Source organism: Paraburkholderia dipogonis (assembly GCF_042680985.1).
Classification (GTDB): Bacteria; Pseudomonadota; Gammaproteobacteria; order Burkholderiales; family Burkholderiaceae; genus Paraburkholderia; species Paraburkholderia phytofirmans.
On sequence record NZ_JBHUFR010000013.1, the window covers coordinates 250,126 to 266,484 of the forward strand.

General features: G+C 62.2%; 14 protein-coding genes and 1 pseudogene. 9 read left to right on the top strand and 6 right to left on the bottom strand.

The features are described from left to right. Nucleotides 1–5: 5 nt before the first annotated feature. A complete protein-coding gene (locus ACFSNN_RS18695; protein ID WP_134462813.1) occupies nucleotides 6–917 on the bottom strand; it encodes an ABC transporter permease in 912 nt (303 codons plus the stop codon). Beyond that, complete coding sequence (locus ACFSNN_RS18700; protein ID WP_134462815.1) at nucleotides 914–1,885, bottom strand: ABC transporter permease; 972 nt, start codon at nucleotides 1,883–1,885, stop codon at nucleotides 914–916. The genes ACFSNN_RS18695 and ACFSNN_RS18700 overlap by 4 nt, the downstream gene beginning before the upstream one ends. Nucleotides 1,886–2,026: 141 nt before the next feature. Between ACFSNN_RS18700 and ACFSNN_RS18705 the strand changes: the two genes are divergently transcribed. The 3 genes from ACFSNN_RS18705 to ACFSNN_RS18715 all read left to right on the top strand — a co-directional run bounded on the left by ACFSNN_RS18705 (nucleotide 2,027) and on the right by ACFSNN_RS18715 (nucleotide 4,699). Then, entirely contained in the window at nucleotides 2,027–2,938 is a 912-nt protein-coding gene (locus tag ACFSNN_RS18705; RefSeq protein ID WP_134462817.1) for a LysR family transcriptional regulator, read from the top strand. Between the two features lie 123 nt (nucleotides 2,939–3,061). Then, a complete protein-coding gene (locus tag ACFSNN_RS18710; protein WP_134462819.1) occupies nucleotides 3,062–3,433 on the top strand; it encodes a YciI family protein in 372 nt (123 codons plus the stop codon). Between the two features lie 6 nt (nucleotides 3,434–3,439). Continuing rightward, on the top strand, nucleotides 3,440–4,699 hold the full coding sequence (locus ACFSNN_RS18715) for an RNA polymerase sigma factor (protein WP_134462821.1): 1,260 nt from the start codon (nucleotides 3,440–3,442) through the stop codon (nucleotides 4,697–4,699). A 15-nt stretch (nucleotides 4,700–4,714) separates the two neighbouring features. On the opposite strand, the pseudogene ACFSNN_RS18720 reads toward ACFSNN_RS18715, so the two are convergent. After that, a pseudogene (locus tag ACFSNN_RS18720) lies at nucleotides 4,715–5,286 on the bottom strand (LysR substrate-binding domain-containing protein). A gap of 65 nt (nucleotides 5,287–5,351) precedes the next feature. Here ACFSNN_RS18720 and ACFSNN_RS18725 point away from each other — a divergent pair. Next, nucleotides 5,352–5,738, top strand: a complete 387-nt coding sequence (locus tag ACFSNN_RS18725) for a DUF3726 domain-containing protein (protein ID WP_208949569.1) — start codon at nucleotides 5,352–5,354, stop codon at nucleotides 5,736–5,738. Between the two features lie 148 nt (nucleotides 5,739–5,886). Here ACFSNN_RS18725 and phnY read toward each other — a convergent pair whose 3' ends face one another. Together phnY and phnA are read right to left on the bottom strand one after the other, a co-directional pair. Next, complete coding sequence (gene phnY, locus ACFSNN_RS18730; protein ID WP_134462825.1) at nucleotides 5,887–7,341, bottom strand: phosphonoacetaldehyde dehydrogenase; 1,455 nt, start codon at nucleotides 7,339–7,341, stop codon at nucleotides 5,887–5,889. Nucleotides 7,342–7,354: 13 nt separating this feature from the next. Further along, on the bottom strand, nucleotides 7,355–8,590 hold the full coding sequence (gene phnA, locus ACFSNN_RS18735) for a phosphonoacetate hydrolase (RefSeq protein ID WP_134462827.1): 1,236 nt from the start codon (nucleotides 8,588–8,590) through the stop codon (nucleotides 7,355–7,357). A gap of 228 nt (nucleotides 8,591–8,818) precedes the next feature. On the opposite strand from phnA, the gene ACFSNN_RS18740 reads away from it, so the two are divergent. From ACFSNN_RS18740 to ACFSNN_RS18760, 5 genes are all read left to right on the top strand, one after another. Then, complete coding sequence (locus ACFSNN_RS18740; protein WP_134462829.1) at nucleotides 8,819–9,874, top strand: putative 2-aminoethylphosphonate ABC transporter substrate-binding protein; 1,056 nt, start codon at nucleotides 8,819–8,821, stop codon at nucleotides 9,872–9,874. 129 nt (nucleotides 9,875–10,003) lie between these two features. Next, nucleotides 10,004–11,095, top strand: a complete 1,092-nt coding sequence (locus ACFSNN_RS18745; protein ID WP_134462831.1) for a putative 2-aminoethylphosphonate ABC transporter ATP-binding protein — start codon at nucleotides 10,004–10,006, stop codon at nucleotides 11,093–11,095. Next, on the top strand, nucleotides 11,092–12,819 hold the full coding sequence (locus ACFSNN_RS18750) for a putative 2-aminoethylphosphonate ABC transporter permease subunit (protein ID WP_134462833.1): 1,728 nt from the start codon (nucleotides 11,092–11,094) through the stop codon (nucleotides 12,817–12,819). Before ACFSNN_RS18745 ends, ACFSNN_RS18750 begins: the two co-directional genes overlap by 4 nt. A 35-nt stretch (nucleotides 12,820–12,854) precedes the next feature. Beyond that, nucleotides 12,855–13,985, top strand: coding sequence for a 2-aminoethylphosphonate--pyruvate transaminase (locus tag ACFSNN_RS18755; protein WP_134462835.1), 1,131 nt, complete (start codon nucleotides 12,855–12,857; stop codon nucleotides 13,983–13,985). A gap of 96 nt (nucleotides 13,986–14,081) precedes the next feature. Then, nucleotides 14,082–15,470 carry an FAD-dependent oxidoreductase gene (locus ACFSNN_RS18760; RefSeq protein ID WP_134462837.1) on the top strand — a complete coding sequence of 463 codons (1,389 nt, stop codon included), beginning with the start codon at nucleotides 14,082–14,084 and terminating at the stop codon, nucleotides 15,468–15,470. Between the two features lie 19 nt (nucleotides 15,471–15,489). Here ACFSNN_RS18760 and ACFSNN_RS18765 read toward each other — a convergent pair whose 3' ends face one another. Continuing rightward, a complete protein-coding gene (locus ACFSNN_RS18765; protein WP_134462839.1) occupies nucleotides 15,490–16,203 on the bottom strand; it encodes a phosphonate utilization associated transcriptional regulator in 714 nt (237 codons plus the stop codon). Nucleotides 16,204–16,359: the final 156 nt, after the last annotated feature.

The following is a 16,359-nucleotide window of genomic DNA, read 5'->3' on the forward strand; positions in this document are numbered from 1 at the left end:
AAATCCTATTTCTGCAAACGCGGGTTCAATGCTTCGCGCAGACTGTCGCCGACGATATTCATGCTGAACACCAGCACGAGCAGCAACAGGCCGGGAAAGACACTGATCCAGTAGAAACCCGCGATCAATTGCTGATAGCCGTTTGCGATCAGCAGACCGAGCGAGGGTTGCGTGACCGGCAGGCCGATGCCGAGAAAGCTCAAAGTCGCTTCGGCTGAAATGGCGGCGGCAATCTGTACGAGGGCAATCACGATGACGGGCGGCAGGCAGTTCGGCAGCAACTGGCTGAACAGCGCGCGCCGATGGCTCAGGCCGAGGCAAAACGCGGCCTCCATATATTCCTTGCGGCGTTCGACGGCGGCGACGGCCCGCACGGTGCGTGCGAAATACGCCCACTGCACGACCACCAGCGCGAGGATCACCTTGTCGACACCCTGGCCGAGAATGGCGAGCATCATCAGCGCGACGAGGATCGTCGGAAAGCCGAGCATCAGATCGACGGCGCGCATCACGAGCGTGTCGACGCGACCTCCGAAGTACGCGGCTACGAGGCCAAGCGTCGTGCCGAGCGACATCGCGAAGACGCCGCTCAGCAGGCCTACGCCGAGGCTGATGCGCAGTCCGTACATCATGGCGGCGAACATGTCGCGCCCGAGCGCATCGCTGCCGAGCAGATACAGGTGACCGTTCACGCCTCGTGCGCCGGGCTGGAGGCGGCCATCGACGAGATTGAGCGCGGCGAGATCGTACGGATTCTGCGGCGCGATCCACGGCGCGAGCAGCGCGATCGCGACGAGCAGAAGACATACGCAAGTCGCCACGGCGACGGCCGGGTTGCCGAACAGACTGCGCAGCACGATGCCCGACGTGGTATTGCGGTCAGGCCGCCATGCAAAAACGGTGGCGCTATGTCTCATACCGCCTCCAGCCGCACGCGCGGATCGAGTAGCGAATAGACGATATCGACGAGCAGGTTGAGCAGCGTGAACATCGCGACCACGATCAGCAGATACGCAACGATCACCGGACGGTCGAGCTTGGTGATGCTGTCGATGATCAGTTTGCCGACACCAGGCCACGCGAAGATCGTCTCGGTCACGGTAGCGAAGGCGATCAACGAACCGAATTCCATGCCGACTACCGTGACGATGGGAATCAGAATGTTCTTCAGGACATGCACGAAGATCACGCGCCGCTCGCGCAGGCCTTTGGCACGGGCGAACTTCACGTAGTCGAGCGGCAGCGTTTCGCGCACGCCGGCGCGCGTGAGGCGCGTGACGAGCGACATCTTGAAGAGCGACAGGTTCAGCGCGGGCAGCAGCAGGTGCCGCAGGCCGTCCCACGTCGCGAGGCTGGTGTGGATGCCGAGCAGAATGCCGGGTTGGCCGCGGCCGGCCGACGGCAGCCAGCCCAGCGTGACCGAAAAGATCAGCACGAGCATGATGCCTTGCCAGAAGTTCGGCAGGCTGAAGCCGAGGATCGAGCCCGTCATCACCGTGCGATCGAGCACCGATCCCGCCTTCAGCCCGGCGATCAGGCCGAGCGGCAGACCGACTATCAGCGCCAGCACCAACGCCACGCACGCCAGTTCCAGCGTTGCCGGCAGGCGTTCGAGAATCAGCTGGATCGACGGCTGGTTGAACACGAACGAGCGACCGAGATCGCCGTGCAGTGCTCGCCCGATGAAATGCAGATACTGTTGCCAGAGCGGCCGGTCGAGTCCGAGCGATTGCACGGCCTGGGCGATTTCGGCCGGGGTCGCGTCGGCCGGGACGAGAATCGCGATCGGGTCGCCGATGGCGAACACGCCGCAGAAGACGAGCACCGACGTGAGCAGCAATACGCCGATGCTCTGGATGAGCCGCCGGATGATGAAGGCGATCATTGCGTGTGAAACCTCAAATGATGAAAATGCGGGGGGTACGGCGCAAGCGGCACCGGGCTCATGCAACGCCCCGATCATTCGACGGCAAAAAACTGTCCGCAACCTTATGTCGAATCCACATACCCCTATGCGGAACCTGCGATGAACCTCAAGCAACTCGAAGCTTTTGCGGCGATTTCAGCGCTGCATACGACGACGGCGGCCGCGCAGCGGCTGGGCTGTTCGCAGTCGGCGGTGAGTCGTCTGCTGAGCCAGTTGGAGGAGGATCTTGGCCTGAACCTGTTCGTGCGCGAACAGGGCCGCCTGACGCCGACGCGCGAAGGTGACGCGCTCGTGCAGGAGGTGGAAACGATCGTCGAGGCGGCGCGCTGCCTGGAACGGCATGCGCAGCAATTGCGGCTGGCAGGCACACAGCGCAAGCTCGTGCGCATCATGGTTCCGAATACCTTTGCCCAGTTTCTGCTGCCCGCTGTCATGCAGCATTTCTACGAAACGCATCGCGACGCGGTATTGGAAGTGTTCTCGGGTACTTACGACGCTTCGGAGCGCGCATTGCTGAGCCGCGAGGTCGATCTGGCGTTCGTGCGATTGCCGACGCGCCTGTCCGGCTTTGCCGTGAAGTGGCGCTTCAAAAGCGAATCGGTGTGCGTGATACCAAGCTCGCATCCGCTCGCCGGCAACGCAACCGTTTCCCCGCGCGATCTGGACGGCGTGCCGCTCGTGCTGCTATGGCGTCAGAGCGCGCTGCGCCATGAAGTGGACTCGGCATTCCGCAGCGCGCGGGTAACGCCCAACGTGGTCGCGGAGGTCCATTCGGTGAGCGTGGCATGTGCGATGGCGGCGCGCGGGGTCGGCGCGGCGATCGTCAACCGGTTGATCGCGCAATGTTGCGACACGGAACAGTTCGTCATGAGGCCATTCGTGCCGACGATCAGCTTCGAGACCGGCATAGCATCGCTCGAATCCGATCCGGTCAGCGGAACCTGCCATGCATTTGCTGCTTGCCTCGCCGAAGCACTGGACAATCTCCATGCGCTGCGCGAGGCTGATTAGCCTCGACCATGTATCGCCGTCCGACTTTTTTCGCGGCCTCCTGTCCGTCAGCATGCGGCCCGCGCGTCATTGTGATGGCGGCCTGATTGATTTACCCGCCTCAACCCCATGACGGAGGCTCACATGCAATACCTGTTGATGATCTATTCGGAAGAAAACGGCTGGAACCAGCTGAGCGCCAGCGAGCGGCAGCAGGGCGTCGCCGCGTATCAGGCGTACACCGAATCGTTAAAAAAAGCGGACGTGCTGGTCGGCGCCAACCGGCTGCAGCACACGAACACGGCGACCACGGTGCGGCTCGTCGACGGCAAGCCGCAAGTGCTCGACGGACCGTTTTCCGATTCGAAGGAGCAGCTTGCCGGCTACTACCTGATCGACGTGCCCAACCTGGACGCGGCGATCGCGTGGGCGTCGCGTTGTCCCGGCGCGGCGCACGGCCTCATGGAAGTGCGCCCGGTCTGGACAGCCCCGTACGAAGCGCCCTCTGTTGCATGAGCCGGCATGGCTGCGGCAGTGAACGCTGACGGCGCCGCGCGTTCGATCGCCGAGGCGGTCGCCCGCCGCAGTTACGGCAAGCTCGTCGCGCTGCTGGCAATGCGCACGCGCGACGTCGCCGCAGCCGAGGACGCGCTGGCCGACGCGTTTGCGGCCGCGCTCGCCGACTGGCCGGAGCGGGGCTGTCCCGCGAACCCCGAAGCGTGGCTGATGACGGTCGCGCGCCGCCGGGCGATCGACGGCGCGCGGCATCGCCGCGTCGGCGACGAAGTGACGAACCAGCTCACGATCCTCGCCGACGAGATCGACGAGCGTGAAGCAGGCGCGTTGCCCGACCGGCGGCTCGCGCTGCTGTTCGCGTGCACGCACCCCGCGCTCGAAGCCGCGATCCGCACGCCGCTGATGCTGCAAGTCGTGCTGGGGCTCGAAGCGAAGACGATTGCCTCCGCGTTCCTGATGTCGCCCGCCGCGATGAGCAAACGCCTCGTGCGGGCGAAGAACAAGATCCGCGCGGCGGGCATTCCGTTCAGCGTGCCCGAGCGCGAAGAGTTGCCGGACCGGCTCGCCGCGGTGCTGGAGGCGGTCTACGCGGCCTATGCGGAAGGGTGGACCGACCCGCTCGGCCGCGATACTGAGAGGCGCGATCTCACGGGCGAGGCGCTGTTTCTTGCCCACCTGCTCGTCGAACTGCTGCCCGAGGAGCCGGAAACGCTGGGTTTGCTCGCGCTCATGCTCTATGCGCAGGCGCGTTGCGACTCGCGACGCGATGCAGCCGGCGACTATGTGCCGCTGTCGGCTCAGGATCCGGCGACATGGAACGCGCCGATGCTCGACGCCGCCGACGCATTGCTGCGGCGCGCCAGCGCATTCAACGCAATCGGACGCTTTCAACTGGAGGCCGCGCTGCAGTCGGCGCATGTGCACCGTTGCCGCACGCATCGCGCGAACTGGGACGAGATCGTGCAGATCTACGATGCGCTGTTCGCGATTGCGGCGTCGCCGGTGGTCGCGGTGAACCGCGCGCTCGCGCTGGCGGAACGGGACGGCCCGCGGGCGGCGCTCGATGCGCTCGAGCCGTATGCCAACGATCCGCGTCTGGCCGACTACCAGCCGTACTGGGCCGCGCGCGCCGATCTGCTCGCGCGCGCCGGCGCGACGGCTGAAGCGCTCGGCGCGTACGATCTTGCGATTGGACTTGAGCGCGATCCTTCCGTGCGCCGGTTTTTGCAGCGCAAGCGCATCGAGCTGTCATCGGCGGGAAATTAGAAAAATCAGACTCGATCAGGAGAGCCGGCGCACCAGCTCTGGAAGCTGTGAAGCATCGAGGTCTTCCACGAAGCTTGCCCGCCGCGCATCCGCGGCCGGGCTCAGCGATCTTCCCGCAAGCTCGACGAATCCGACGGTACGTTCAATTCGCGGCGCGTCGAGCGGAATGAACCGCAGCGTATCGCGATAGCGTTGCTTCGCGAGGTAGGGCAGCACCGTGAGCCCCACGCCGCCTTCCACCGCGGCCAGCAGTGTGGTCGTGTTGGCAATGAAGATCTCGTCCTGCTTCGCTGCTGCCTCGCGACCCGCCGAAGGCAAGTGCGCATCGTGCCGTTGCCGATCATCCGGTATCCCGACAGATCGCTCCATTTGATCCGGCGTTGCCGGAAAAGCGCGTGGCCGGTATTCACGACCAGGCGCATCACATCGGCGATCGGCGACGTGAAATTCAGCTCCGATTCAAACCCGGGTTCTCCGGCAATGCCGAAATCGATCGCGCCGGAGCGTACCCGATCGTGGATATAAGCAGCCGTGCCGTCTTCGACATGAAGCTGGATGCCCGGATAACGCGCGGTGAACCGGCTGATCGCGCGTTCGTAGTGCTCGACGAGCTTTTTTGCTTCGCCGGCAACGAGAAAGGAGGCGCATCAACATGAAAATGGCGCTTAATGAATTGAACGCGCTGTGCCGTAGCGAGTTGGAAGGCAGTGGCTGGGCACAAGGCGACTATGAGGATGCGGCACAAGCGGCGGTGTGGTTGCAGGCAATCGGCTTCGACGGCATGGAAGCGATCGGCGCGCTTCTCGGCGCAACGCGGCAGGAGGCATACACCCTCGCGCCTGCGCGTCCAGGCAGGCGGCGCGCAGCCTGCAAAAACTTCGTGCGCGGGCCTCGCGGGCTGTGTTCTCGCATTCGAGCTGGCGTGGAGCGGAGTATCGGCGGCATTTCGCGGCGCCGTTGCCAAATCGAGCATCATTTGGGGTGGCGGGCCTCGCGCGTGAGGAGATGTTGGTTGAGATCGTGGCGTACGCCTGCTTGACGCCTGGAATCACGCACGGTCTTCAGGCGACTGAGGCCGCATATTTCCCGCCACAGAATCGACGAATGTCCCTGCCCGCAGCCACCGTTATGCAGGCCATCTGCGGTCAGAGACAATTCGTCGCGACAGACGCATTAGCGCCTTGCACTCACCATGGCAGCGAGTAGGTCTTCGTGTTGGTGAAACTCTTCATGGCCTCCTGCACGCCTTCCTTGTAGCCAAGCCCCGAATCCTTTACGCCGCCGAACGGTGTGAGCTCGAGCCGGTAACCCGGCACTTCGCGCACATTCACGCTGCCTACCTCCAATTCGGTGATGAAGCGCGTAATGTAGTCGAAGCGGTTCGTGCAGATCGACGACGACAGCGCGTAGTCGGTGCAGTTGGACATACGGATCGCTTCGTCGATGTTGGAAAAGCGCATGATTGGCGACACGGGGCCGAATGTCTCGTGTTTGACGAGCGGCATGTCGGGCGTGACGCGATCGACGACGGTCGGCGAATAAAGCGCGCCCTCGCGGCAGTTGCCCGCAAGCAGACGGGCGCCGCGCGACAAAGCATCGTTGACCTGGCGCTCGCAGAATCGAGCGGCAGCCTCGTCGATAACCGTTCCCATGTCCACCGAACCATCCGCGGGATTGCCATATTTCCACGCACGGGTCTTGTCCACGACCAGGTCGGTAAAACGGTCGGCAACCGCTTCGTGCACCAGCATGCGTTTGATGGCCGTGCATCGTTGGCCCGAATTCTTGTAAGAGCCCGATACGGCGAGTGAGCTGGCTTCGTCCAGATCGGCGTCTTCCATCACGATGATTGGGTCGTTGCCGCCGAGTTCGAGCACCGCGCGGCGGTAGCCCATTCGCGAAGCAATGGATTTGCCGATCGAGACGCCGCCGGTGAACGTAATGAGATCGACGGCCGGGTTCGTGATCAATTCGTCGGCGATCACGCGCGGGTCGCCAGTCAGCACTTGCAACATCTGCACCGGCAAGCCTGCTTCATAGAGAATATCGGCGAGCAGGTAGCATGACAGCGGCACTTTCTCCGACGGTTTCACGACAATACGATTGTTCGTCGCAATCGACGGCACGATCTTGTGCGCGACCTGATTCATCGGATGGTTGAACGGAGTAATAGCGGAAATCACGCCAAGCAGCGGATCCCGTTGCGTGTAGACGCGCCGTTTCTTGCCGTGAGGCGTGAGGTCGCACGAAAAGATCTGGCCGTCGTCTTTCAACACCTCGCCCGCGCCGAAAACCAGCACGTCGGCGACGCGGCCGGCTTCGTAGATCGAGTCTTTCTTGCACAAGCCCGCTTCCGCGGTGATGAGCGCGGCGATTTCTTCCGTGCGCGCGCGCACTGCTTCAGCGGCGCGCCGCAGGATCGCCGCGCGCTCATAGCGGGTCAATGCCGGACGATAGGCGCGCGCGAATTCGAACGCGCGTCGCACGTCTTCGATTGTCGCCTTCGGAACCGTGCCGACGAGCGTGCCGTCGTACGGGTTACGCACTTCGATCACTTCGTCGCGAAAGATTTTTTCGCCGCCGATACGCAATGCTTCGTGACGTGCTTGCAATTGAGCCTTGGTTTCCACAACAGCGTTCATGTCCGATCCCCGTTCATTGAAGGTGATTGAGTGCGATGTCGATGATGTCGAAGTTGCGCAGCCGTGCCCGCTCGCCGACCGATTTCGCGACCGGCTGATTGAACAGGAGCGGGACGATCTGCTCGGCGAGGCCGCCATGCGAACGCAGCGGCACATCGAGACCGGACAGGTCGTGCTTGATGCGCCGCGTGCCGAGCACCACGTCGCGCGTTGAGATCACGATCAGGTCGCCCATGCGCGCCGGCGGCAGTTCGAAACGCGCGCAGCCTTCAGCGCCCGTCAACACGAGTTCGATGCCGGGAACCTTGGCCAGTTCGCGGCGCATCTCTTCCACGTCCGCCGACGGGGGAAGGTAGACCGTCGCAAACGATCCAAGCGCGCCGTGATGCACGACGTAGGGATCGGTGATCGGCAGGATCACGCGGGCAGCGTCCTCGCCGAGCCACTGGTCGAAGCGCTCCTGCAGATAGATCACGTTGGGTTCGCCGTCGTCGTTGTGTTTTGCGTTCATCCCGTGATCGGCGGTGATCGCGACAATCGCGCCCAACTCGTCGAGCCGCTGCAGATAGCCGTCCATCATCTGATAGAACGCGTTCGCGCCGGGCGTGCCCGGGGCGCACTTGTGCTGGACGTAATCGGTGGTGGACAGATACATCAGGTCGACTTCACGGGTTTCGAGCAGCCGCACGCCGGCCGCGAATACGAACTCGGACAGGTCGGCGCTGTACACGCTCGGCACCGGCTTGCCGACCAGTTCGAGCAGGCCGTCAATACCGTTCTCCTCGAGCGTCGCTTCGTCGGCTTTCTCGGCCGAGAAGCACACGCCCTTCAGGCCTTTGCCGAGCAGCCTGCGCAGCTTGTCTTTTGCCGTGACCACGGCCACCTTGGCGCCCCGCTCAGCGAACCCGGCGAGCACAGTGGGCGCGATCAGATACTTCGGGTCGTTCATCAGCACCTCAGTGCCGCTGTCGCGATCAAAGAAGTAGTTGCCGCTAATGCCGTGCACGGCGGGCGGCACACCGGTGACGATCGACAGATTGTTCGGGTTCGTGAAGCTCGGCACCACGCATTCGCCTTTGAGAGCAGTACCCGGGCGCAACAGCTTGCCAAGAAACGGTGCGACGCCTGCCGCCGCCGCCATCTCCAGATATTCATACGCGCAGCCGTCTACACAAACCACGACAACGGGTCGATGCATCCAGTTGTAGCTGCGGCCGTTCACTTCGATGGAAACCGGTGTTTCGCTCATGACGTGTCCTTTCGGCTAGGGGTAAGTCGGGTGTTGTTGATGAGGCATTATGTGGCAAAGTGTGGCAATACTTGACATTAAAATTGATGCTTTGTAGATTGTCAACAACAGACAACATTTAGATTTTTCCCAAAAGCAGTCGTCAGGAGGGTTGCAACAAGCTGTGGTCCCGTAGCACCGGTCGTTTTCGTCGCTCGCCGCGACGCCACTTTCTCAAGGGGTCTGGAAATGAAGGAAAAGCAGGGGTTGGCCAATCGCAGAAGTCGTTTGAACGTGGCGCTGCGCTGTCTCGTGGCTGCCGCCGTGACGTTGGGCGCAATGGAGGCCGCGCATGCGAAAACGCAGTTGCTCGTCTATACGGCGCTCGAGGACGAAGCCATGAAGCCGTACAAGGACGCCTTCGAAAAAGCCAATCCAGATATCGAAATCCGCTGGGTACGCGATTCGACGGGCGCGGTCACTGCCAAACTGCTCGCGGAGAAAAACAATCCGCGTGCCGACGTGGTGCTCGGACTGGCCGCATCGAGCCTCACACTTCTCGATCTGCAGGGCATGCTGATGCCCTACGCGCCGAAAGGCTTCGACAGCCTGACTCGCAAGTACAGCGATGCGAACACGCCGCCGCACTGGGTCGGCATGGACGTGTGGGGCGCGACGGTCTGCTACAACCGCGTCGAAGCGGAGAAGCGCCACCTGCCCAAGCCGACCTCATGGGAGGACCTGACCAAGCCGGTCTACAAGGGGATGATCGTGATGCCGAGTCCGGTGTCGTCCGGCACCGGCTATCTGGATGTGACCTCGTGGCTGCAAACGTTCGGCGACGACAAGGGCTGGAAGTACATGGACGCGCTCGACAAGAACGTCGCGCAATACGTGCACTCGGGTTCAAAGCCCTGCACGCTGGCCGGCACCGGCGAATTTCCGATCGGCATCTCATTCGAATTCCGCGGCCACGAATTGCAGGCACAAGGCGCGCCCATCGACCTGATCTTTCCCAAAGAAGGGCTCGGCTGGGACATGGAAGCCACCGGCATCATGAAAACGACAAAGCAGCCGGAAGCGGCAAAAAAACTCGCGGATTTCATGGCCAGCAAGCAGGCGAATGAAATCACGGCGCAGTGGTGGGCGATCGTGGCGTATCCCGGCGTCGCGAAGAAACTGTCGGGCATCCCTGACAACTATTCGGAACTGCTCGTGAAAAACGATTTCACCTGGTCCGCAAAGAATCGCGACGCCATTCTCGGCGACTGGCAAAAACGCTACGGCAGCAAGGAGCAGAAGTAGGCCGGGTCGAGCCGGATCTTGAGGAATGGCGAGGCGCGCGAACCGTGCGCCCCGAACGATGCGGCGACGCGGCGCACGGTGTGCGTCGCCGCCATGCGAGCGAGCAGGCAAGCGGGAGCGGAGGAACAGATGACAGCGTATTTGAGCGTGCAGCGAGTCTATAAGCGGTTCAACGAAACGCCGGTTCTGGAGGACATCAATCTTGGCGTGAAGAAGGGCGAGATGCTCTGTTTTCTCGGGCCGTCGGGATGTGGCAAGACCACTTTACTGCGCATCATTGCCGGACTGGAAACACAGAGTGCCGGCCAGATCATGCAGGACGGCCGCGATATTTCGCGTTTGCCGCCGCAGCTTCGCGACTACGGCATTGTGTTCCAGTCGTACGCACTGTTCCCGAATCTGACCATCTTCGATAACGTGGCCTATGGCCTCGTGAATCGAAAGATGAAGCGCGCGGCGATCGCTGATCGCGTGAACGAATTGCTGGCGTTAGTTGGATTGCCGGACGCGCAGCGCAAGCATCCCAACCAGTTGTCGGGCGGCCAGCAGCAACGCATTGCGCTCGCGCGTGCGCTTGCCACGTCGCCGGGCCTGCTGTTGCTCGACGAGCCGCTCTCGGCACTGGATGCCCGGGTGCGCGTGCGCTTGCGGCAGGAAATCCGCCAGTTGCAGCAGCGCCTCGGCGTGACCACGATCATGGTCACGCACGATCAGGAAGAAGCGCTATCCATGGCGGATCGGATCGTCGTGATGAATCAAGGTGTGATCGAGCAGATCGGCACGCCGCACGAAATCTATCGCGAGCCGGCGTCGCCGTTCGTTGCCGACTTCATCGGCAAGGTCAATCTGATTCCCGCCGAGGTGACGCACGACGGCAGCCTCAAGGCGGGCTCGATCTCCCTGCGCTATGGATGCGGAACGGGGCCCGCGATCCTGGGCTCGACAGTTTCGGCGTTCGTGCGTCCGGAAGACATCCATCTCAGTGCGCCCGGCAGCGAGGCGGACAACCTGCTGTCAGCCTCGGTCCAGAAACTGGAATTCCTCGGCGCATTTTGCCGGGTCAGCTTCAAGGTGGACGGCCTCGGCGACCAGGAGATCGTCGCCGACCTGTCGTTTCACGAAATGCACCGTACCCGTTTGCAGGCCGGGTCGCGTTTTCACCTGGCTATCAACCGCGAACACGTGTGCGTCTTCTCCGCCGCGAAGGAGCGACTGCAATGAGCGCCGTTCTGATCGAGCATCGCAGCGGCGACGACGGGCACGCCGAAGTTCGCCAGAAGAGCCATTGGCATGACCGCATCGCGCAGTTGGCACTCGTGCTGATGTCGGCGTTTCTCGGCATGTTTCTGCTTTTGCCGCTGGCGTTGGTGATCGGCAAATGCTTTGTCGACGCGGACGGCCGCTTTGTCGGACTGGCGAATTTCACCGGCTATCTGGTGGATTCGGGCGTGTGGACGTCGACGTTGCATTCGGTGACGGTCGCTTGCCTCGTAACCGCCATTGTGATTCCGATGGCGTTTACATTCGCGTACGCACTGACCCGCTCGTGCATGCCGATGAAAAACGCCGTGCGCACAGTCGCGCTGCTTCCGTTGCTCGCGCCGACGCTGCTGTCGGCCGTGTCGTTCATCTACTGGTTCGGCAACTCCGGCATTCTGAAGCCGCTGCTGCACGGGCATTCCATCTACGGATTGCCGGGTATCGTATGCAGCCTGGTTTACGCCGCTTTTCCGCACGTGCTGATGATTCTCGTCACGGCGCTCTCGCTCTCCGACGGCCGCTTATATGAAGCGGCCGACGCGATGGGCACGCGCCGCGCGCGCAAGTTCTTCACGATCACGCTGCCTGGCGCGAAGTATGGTCTGATCAGCGCGACGATGGTGTCGTTCACGATCTGCATCAACGACTTCGGCGTGCCGGTGGTGATCGGCGGACCTTACTCCGTGCTCTCTACCGATATCTACAAGCTCATCATCGGCTTGCAAGACTTCAACCGGAGCGCGGTGGTCAGCCTGCTGCTGCTCTGCCCGGCACTGGTTGCATTCGCCGTCGACTTCTTCATTCGCCGCAAGCAGCAATCGCAGCTCGGCGCGCGCTCCACGCCTTATCAACCGAAGCCGGCGCGGGGGTTCGACATGGCGATGCTCGGCTATTGCGCGATCGTCTGTACGCTTTTGCTGGCGGTGGTCGGTATTTCGGTGTTCGCCTCGTTCGTGAAGTTCTGGCCGTATCAGATGAGCCTCGGCTTACAGCACTACAAGATGGGACTGATTGGCGCCGGGATCTTCGATGCCTACAAAAACAGTCTGAAAATGGCGGCGTGCGTGGCGATCGGCGGGACGATCATCGTGTTCGGCGGCGCGTATCTCGTGGAGAAGACGCGCGGGCCGCGCTGGTTGCGCGGGTTTATCAATCTGTGCGCGATTCTGCCGATGGGCGTGCCGGGTCTCGTTCTGGGCATCAGCTACATCTTTCTGTTCAACTCGCCTGCCAATCCTTTGAACGGTCTCTACGGGACGCTCGCGCTGCTGGCAATCGTTACGGTCGTGCATTACTACTCGTCCAGCCATCTGACGGCAGTCACCGCGCTTCGTCAGATCGACAACGAATTCGAAGCGGTCTCGGCTTCGCTGAAAGTGCCTTTCTACAAGACATTTTTGCGTGTGACCGTGCCGGTTTGCCTGCCGTCGATCCTGCAGATTGCGCGCTATCTGTTCGTCAACGGCATGACCACGGTGTCCGCGGTTGCGTTTCTTTATTCCCCCGACACCCAGCCTGCCTCGGTTGCCATTCTCAATCTCGACGACGCCGGACAAATCGGACCGGCCGCGGCGATGGCCACGCTCGTCCTTGTGACGGCGGCGTTCGCGTGTTTGCTGTTTGCCGGCGTGTCGCATGGCGTATTGCGCAGAACCCAGGCATGGCGCACGCCGCGCCGTGGTTAAAACGCGTCTTCATCAAAGATCGATAAGGAGTTACCGTGAAACTGTCCTCCGCACCCATTCTGCTCACTCCCGGTCCGCTCACCACATCCGACCGCACGCGTCAGGCGATGCTGCGCGACTGGGGTTCGTGGGACGGCGACTTCAATCAGATTACCGCGCGTATCCGTCAGCAGACACTGCGGATCGTGCACGGCGAGGGCACGCATGAATGCGTGCCCCTGCAGGGCAGCGGCACGTTCTCCGTGGAAGCCGCGATCGGTACGCTGGTGCCGCGCGACGGACACGTACTCGTGCCGAGCAACGGCGCGTATTGCCAACGGATCGCGAAGATTTGCCGTGCGCTTGGCCGCCGTCACCAGACCATCGACTACGCTGAAGACACGCAGATCAAAGCCGCGGATGTGGATCGCGCCCTCGCGGCCGATGCGGCCATCACGCATGTGGCACTCGTGCATTGCGAAACCGGTGCCGGGGTGCTCAATCCGTTGCATGAGATCGCCGAGGTTGTCGCGAAGCACGGGCGCAGTCTGATCATCGACGCAATGAGTTCATTCGGCGCGATCGACATCGATGCGCGCAGAACGCCCTTCGACGCCGTTGTGGCTGCGTCCGGCAAATGTCTGGAGGGCGTACCCGGCATGGGCTTCGTGATCATTCGCCGCAGTGTGCTGGAACGTTGTGAGGGAAACAGCCCGTCGCTCGCGATGGATCTCTACGATCAATGGGCCTACATGAACCGCACCACGCAGTGGCGCTTCACGCCGCCCACGCATGTCGTCGCGGCACTCGACGAGGCGATCGCGCAATACATGGAAGAGGGCGGCCTAGAAGCGCGCGGCGCACGCTATGCCGGCAATTGCCGGGCGCTGATCGAAGGCATGGCTGCGCTCGGTTTTCGGACCTTTCTCGATCCTTCGATTCAGGCGCCGATCATCGTCACGTTCCATGCACCCGACGATCCCAACTACGACTTCAAGACCTTCTATACGGAAGTGAAGAAGCGCGGCTACATCCTCTATCCGGGCAAGTTGACCCAGCTGGAAACATTCCGCGTCGGCTGTATCGGGCACTTCGGCGAATCCGGCATTCCTGGCGCGGTTGCCGCGATCGCCGACACGCTGAAGGCAATGGAGATCAAGCGGGTATCGGCGCAAGCGGCGGCCTGAAACAGACCAGAGTGAAGGTTTCTTCCCGGCCAAACAGGGAGGAAACCTTCCTTTCCTCCGAAGAGCGTTAAACCGTTATATCAAGGCGAACCATTTATGCGTCCGTTCTGGATTGAACAAGCACTTTTCGCCGATGGATCATTGGCGCCCGCGCTGCAAGGCGCGACGACTGCCGATGTTTGCATTGTTGGCGGCGGCTTCACCGGTTTGTGGACTGCCATCCAGGCGAAGCAGAAAAAGCCCGAACTCGACATCGTGATCATCGAAAGCGATCTGTGCGGCGCGGGGGCAAGCGGCCGAAACGGTGGCTGTCTGCTGACGTGGTCGACGAAGTTTTTCACGCTGCGGCGGCTGTTTGGTGAAGCCGAAGCGGTTCGGCTGGTGAAAGCGTCCGAAGCGGCTGTCGGCCGGATTCGCGACTTCTGCGTGGAGCATGCCGTCGATGCGGAATTGCGCCTCGACGGCACGCTCTACACGGCGACCTCGCGTGCGCAAATCGGCGTGCTCGATCCGGTGATCGCCGCATTGAGCGAGCGCGGCATCAATGCGTACCAGCATCTTTCACCGGATGAAGTGGCGAGCCGTTCGGGTTCGGCGCGCAATCTCGGCGGCGTCTATTCGCCGATCGCGGCGACGGTTCATCCCGGCAAGCTCGTGCGCGGATTGCGGCGCGTCGCGATCGAAATGGGCATTCGCATTTACGAACGCACGCCGATGCTGGAGTTTGACGCCGGCGAACGCGTGACGGTGCGCACGCCGGCCGGCAGTGTGATTGCGCCGAAACTCGTGCTCGCGATCAATGCATGGATGGCGAGCCGTTTCCGGCAGTTCGAACGCACGCTGGCGGTTGTGTCCAGCGACATGATCGTCACCGAGAAATGCCCCGAACTGCTGCATCGGATAGGCCTGAAAGATGGCGTGTCGGTGCTCGATTCGCGGATCTTCGTATACTACTATCGCAGCACGCCCGACGGAAGGCTGATGCTGGGCAAGGGCGGCAATACGTTTGCCTGGCGCGGGCGGATCGCGCCGGTGTTCGATCAGCGCTCGCCCTATGAAGCCGATCTGACGCGCAGCCTGCACGATTTTTTTCCCGCATTGCGCGACGTGCCGGTCACGGCGAGCTGGAACGGCCCGTCGGACCGGTCGGTCACCGGCTTCCCATTTTTCGGCCGGCTCGACAATGCGCCGAACGTGCTCTACGGATTCGGCTATTCCGGGAACGGCGTCGGGCCGACCTATATGGGCGGGCAGATTCTGTCTTCGCTGTTGCTCGATCTGGACAACGAGTGGACACGCAGTCCTTTGACGAACGGGCCGTTGGGCTATTTCCCACCTGAACCGATCCGCTTCGTGGGCTCGATTACCGTGCGTGACGCCATTCGCCGCAAGGAACGCGCGGAAGACGAGGACCGGCAGCCGTGGCTCGTCGATCGTTTGCTCAGCAAACTGGCGAACGCCGCCGGCAAGTCGGATAAAGCCTAACGCGGCCGTTCAGCCTGGCTCAGGTTTTAACCGTATGGTTCGCGGAAGCCGCCCAGCGTTCGTGGGCGCGCCGCATTCTGGCGAGGCCATGAGTAACGTGTTCGCGCACTAGAGCGACCGCGCGCTCCGCATCGCCTTTCGCGAGCGCGTTGACGATTTTCTCGTGCTCAGTCACGGACGTAGTCAGCGCGCTTTTTTCCGATTCGATGGCGGCCTGACGGAGCAAACCGAGCTGGCGGACTAGATGCCGGTACGTTTCGAGCAGATGCTGGTTGCCGACACCGGAGACCATTGCGTCATGCAACTGAACGTTCAATGTCGTGTACAGGGTGAGGTCGTGATCTTTCTTCGCGGCTTTCATCGAGGCGATGATGCGTTTGAGCGTTGCAAGCGTCTCGGGCGCCATCTGCTCGGCCAACGCGCGGGCAACCGATTCGTCCAGCATCGCGCGGACCTGGTAGATTTCTTCCGCCTCGCGCAGCGACAGCGCGCGCACCGTCACGCCGCGGTTTTTTTCGGTCTTTAGCAAGCCCGCCTGTTCCAGCGCGCGAAACGCTTCGCGCAAGGGGCCGCGAGACACGTTCAGTCGAGCGGAAACTTCCACTTCGTTCAATTTCTCCCCAGGCGCGAATTCCCCGGAGACGATGCCCCGTTCGAGCGTTTCCTGGACTAGCGTGGCAAGGGAGTGCCGCTGCAACAATTCAATCGCGCTGGAAGGGCTTGGCGTGGTCATCGATGAGCGGTTTGCAGTGGAGAATGGACGGCGTAGCGTCAGTCTCCCGAACATAGCGTGGCGGCTTGTTTATTGTCAACAACCATCGGTCGCGTCGCGTCTGACACGTGGCGAACTGTGCGCCATTTTCGGTCGACACTTGCATGGCTACGTCGA

Bases quoted from the DNA above. Each gene is read 5' to 3' on its own strand.
- ACFSNN_RS18700 (WP_134462815.1), bottom strand. From the start codon at position 1,885: ATGATCGCCTTCATCATCCGGCGGCTCATCCAGAGCATCGGCGTATTG.
- ACFSNN_RS18725 (WP_208949569.1), top strand. From the start codon at position 5,352: ATGAAAATGGCGCTTAATGAATTGAACGCGCTGTGCCGTAGCGAGTTG.
- ACFSNN_RS18705 (WP_134462817.1), top strand. From the start codon at position 2,027: ATGAACCTCAAGCAACTCGAAGCTTTTGCGGCGATTTCAGCGCTGCAT.
- ACFSNN_RS18765 (WP_134462839.1), bottom strand. From the start codon at position 16,203: ATGACCACGCCAAGCCCTTCCAGCGCGATTGAATTGTTGCAGCGGCAC.
- phnA (WP_134462827.1), bottom strand. From the start codon at position 8,590: ATGAGCGAAACACCGGTTTCCATCGAAGTGAACGGCCGCAGCTACAAC.
- ACFSNN_RS18745 (WP_134462831.1), top strand. From the start codon at position 10,004: ATGACAGCGTATTTGAGCGTGCAGCGAGTCTATAAGCGGTTCAACGAA.
- ACFSNN_RS18750 (WP_134462833.1), top strand. From the start codon at position 11,092: ATGAGCGCCGTTCTGATCGAGCATCGCAGCGGCGACGACGGGCACGCC.
- ACFSNN_RS18760 (WP_134462837.1), top strand. From the start codon at position 14,082: ATGCGTCCGTTCTGGATTGAACAAGCACTTTTCGCCGATGGATCATTG.
- ACFSNN_RS18740 (WP_134462829.1), top strand. From the start codon at position 8,819: ATGAAGGAAAAGCAGGGGTTGGCCAATCGCAGAAGTCGTTTGAACGTG.
- ACFSNN_RS18695 (WP_134462813.1), bottom strand. From the start codon at position 917: ATGAGACATAGCGCCACCGTTTTTGCATGGCGGCCTGACCGCAATACC.
- ACFSNN_RS18715 (WP_134462821.1), top strand. From the start codon at position 3,440: ATGGCTGCGGCAGTGAACGCTGACGGCGCCGCGCGTTCGATCGCCGAG.
- phnY (WP_134462825.1), bottom strand. From the start codon at position 7,341: ATGAACGCTGTTGTGGAAACCAAGGCTCAATTGCAAGCACGTCACGAA.
- ACFSNN_RS18710 (WP_134462819.1), top strand. From the start codon at position 3,062: ATGCAATACCTGTTGATGATCTATTCGGAAGAAAACGGCTGGAACCAG.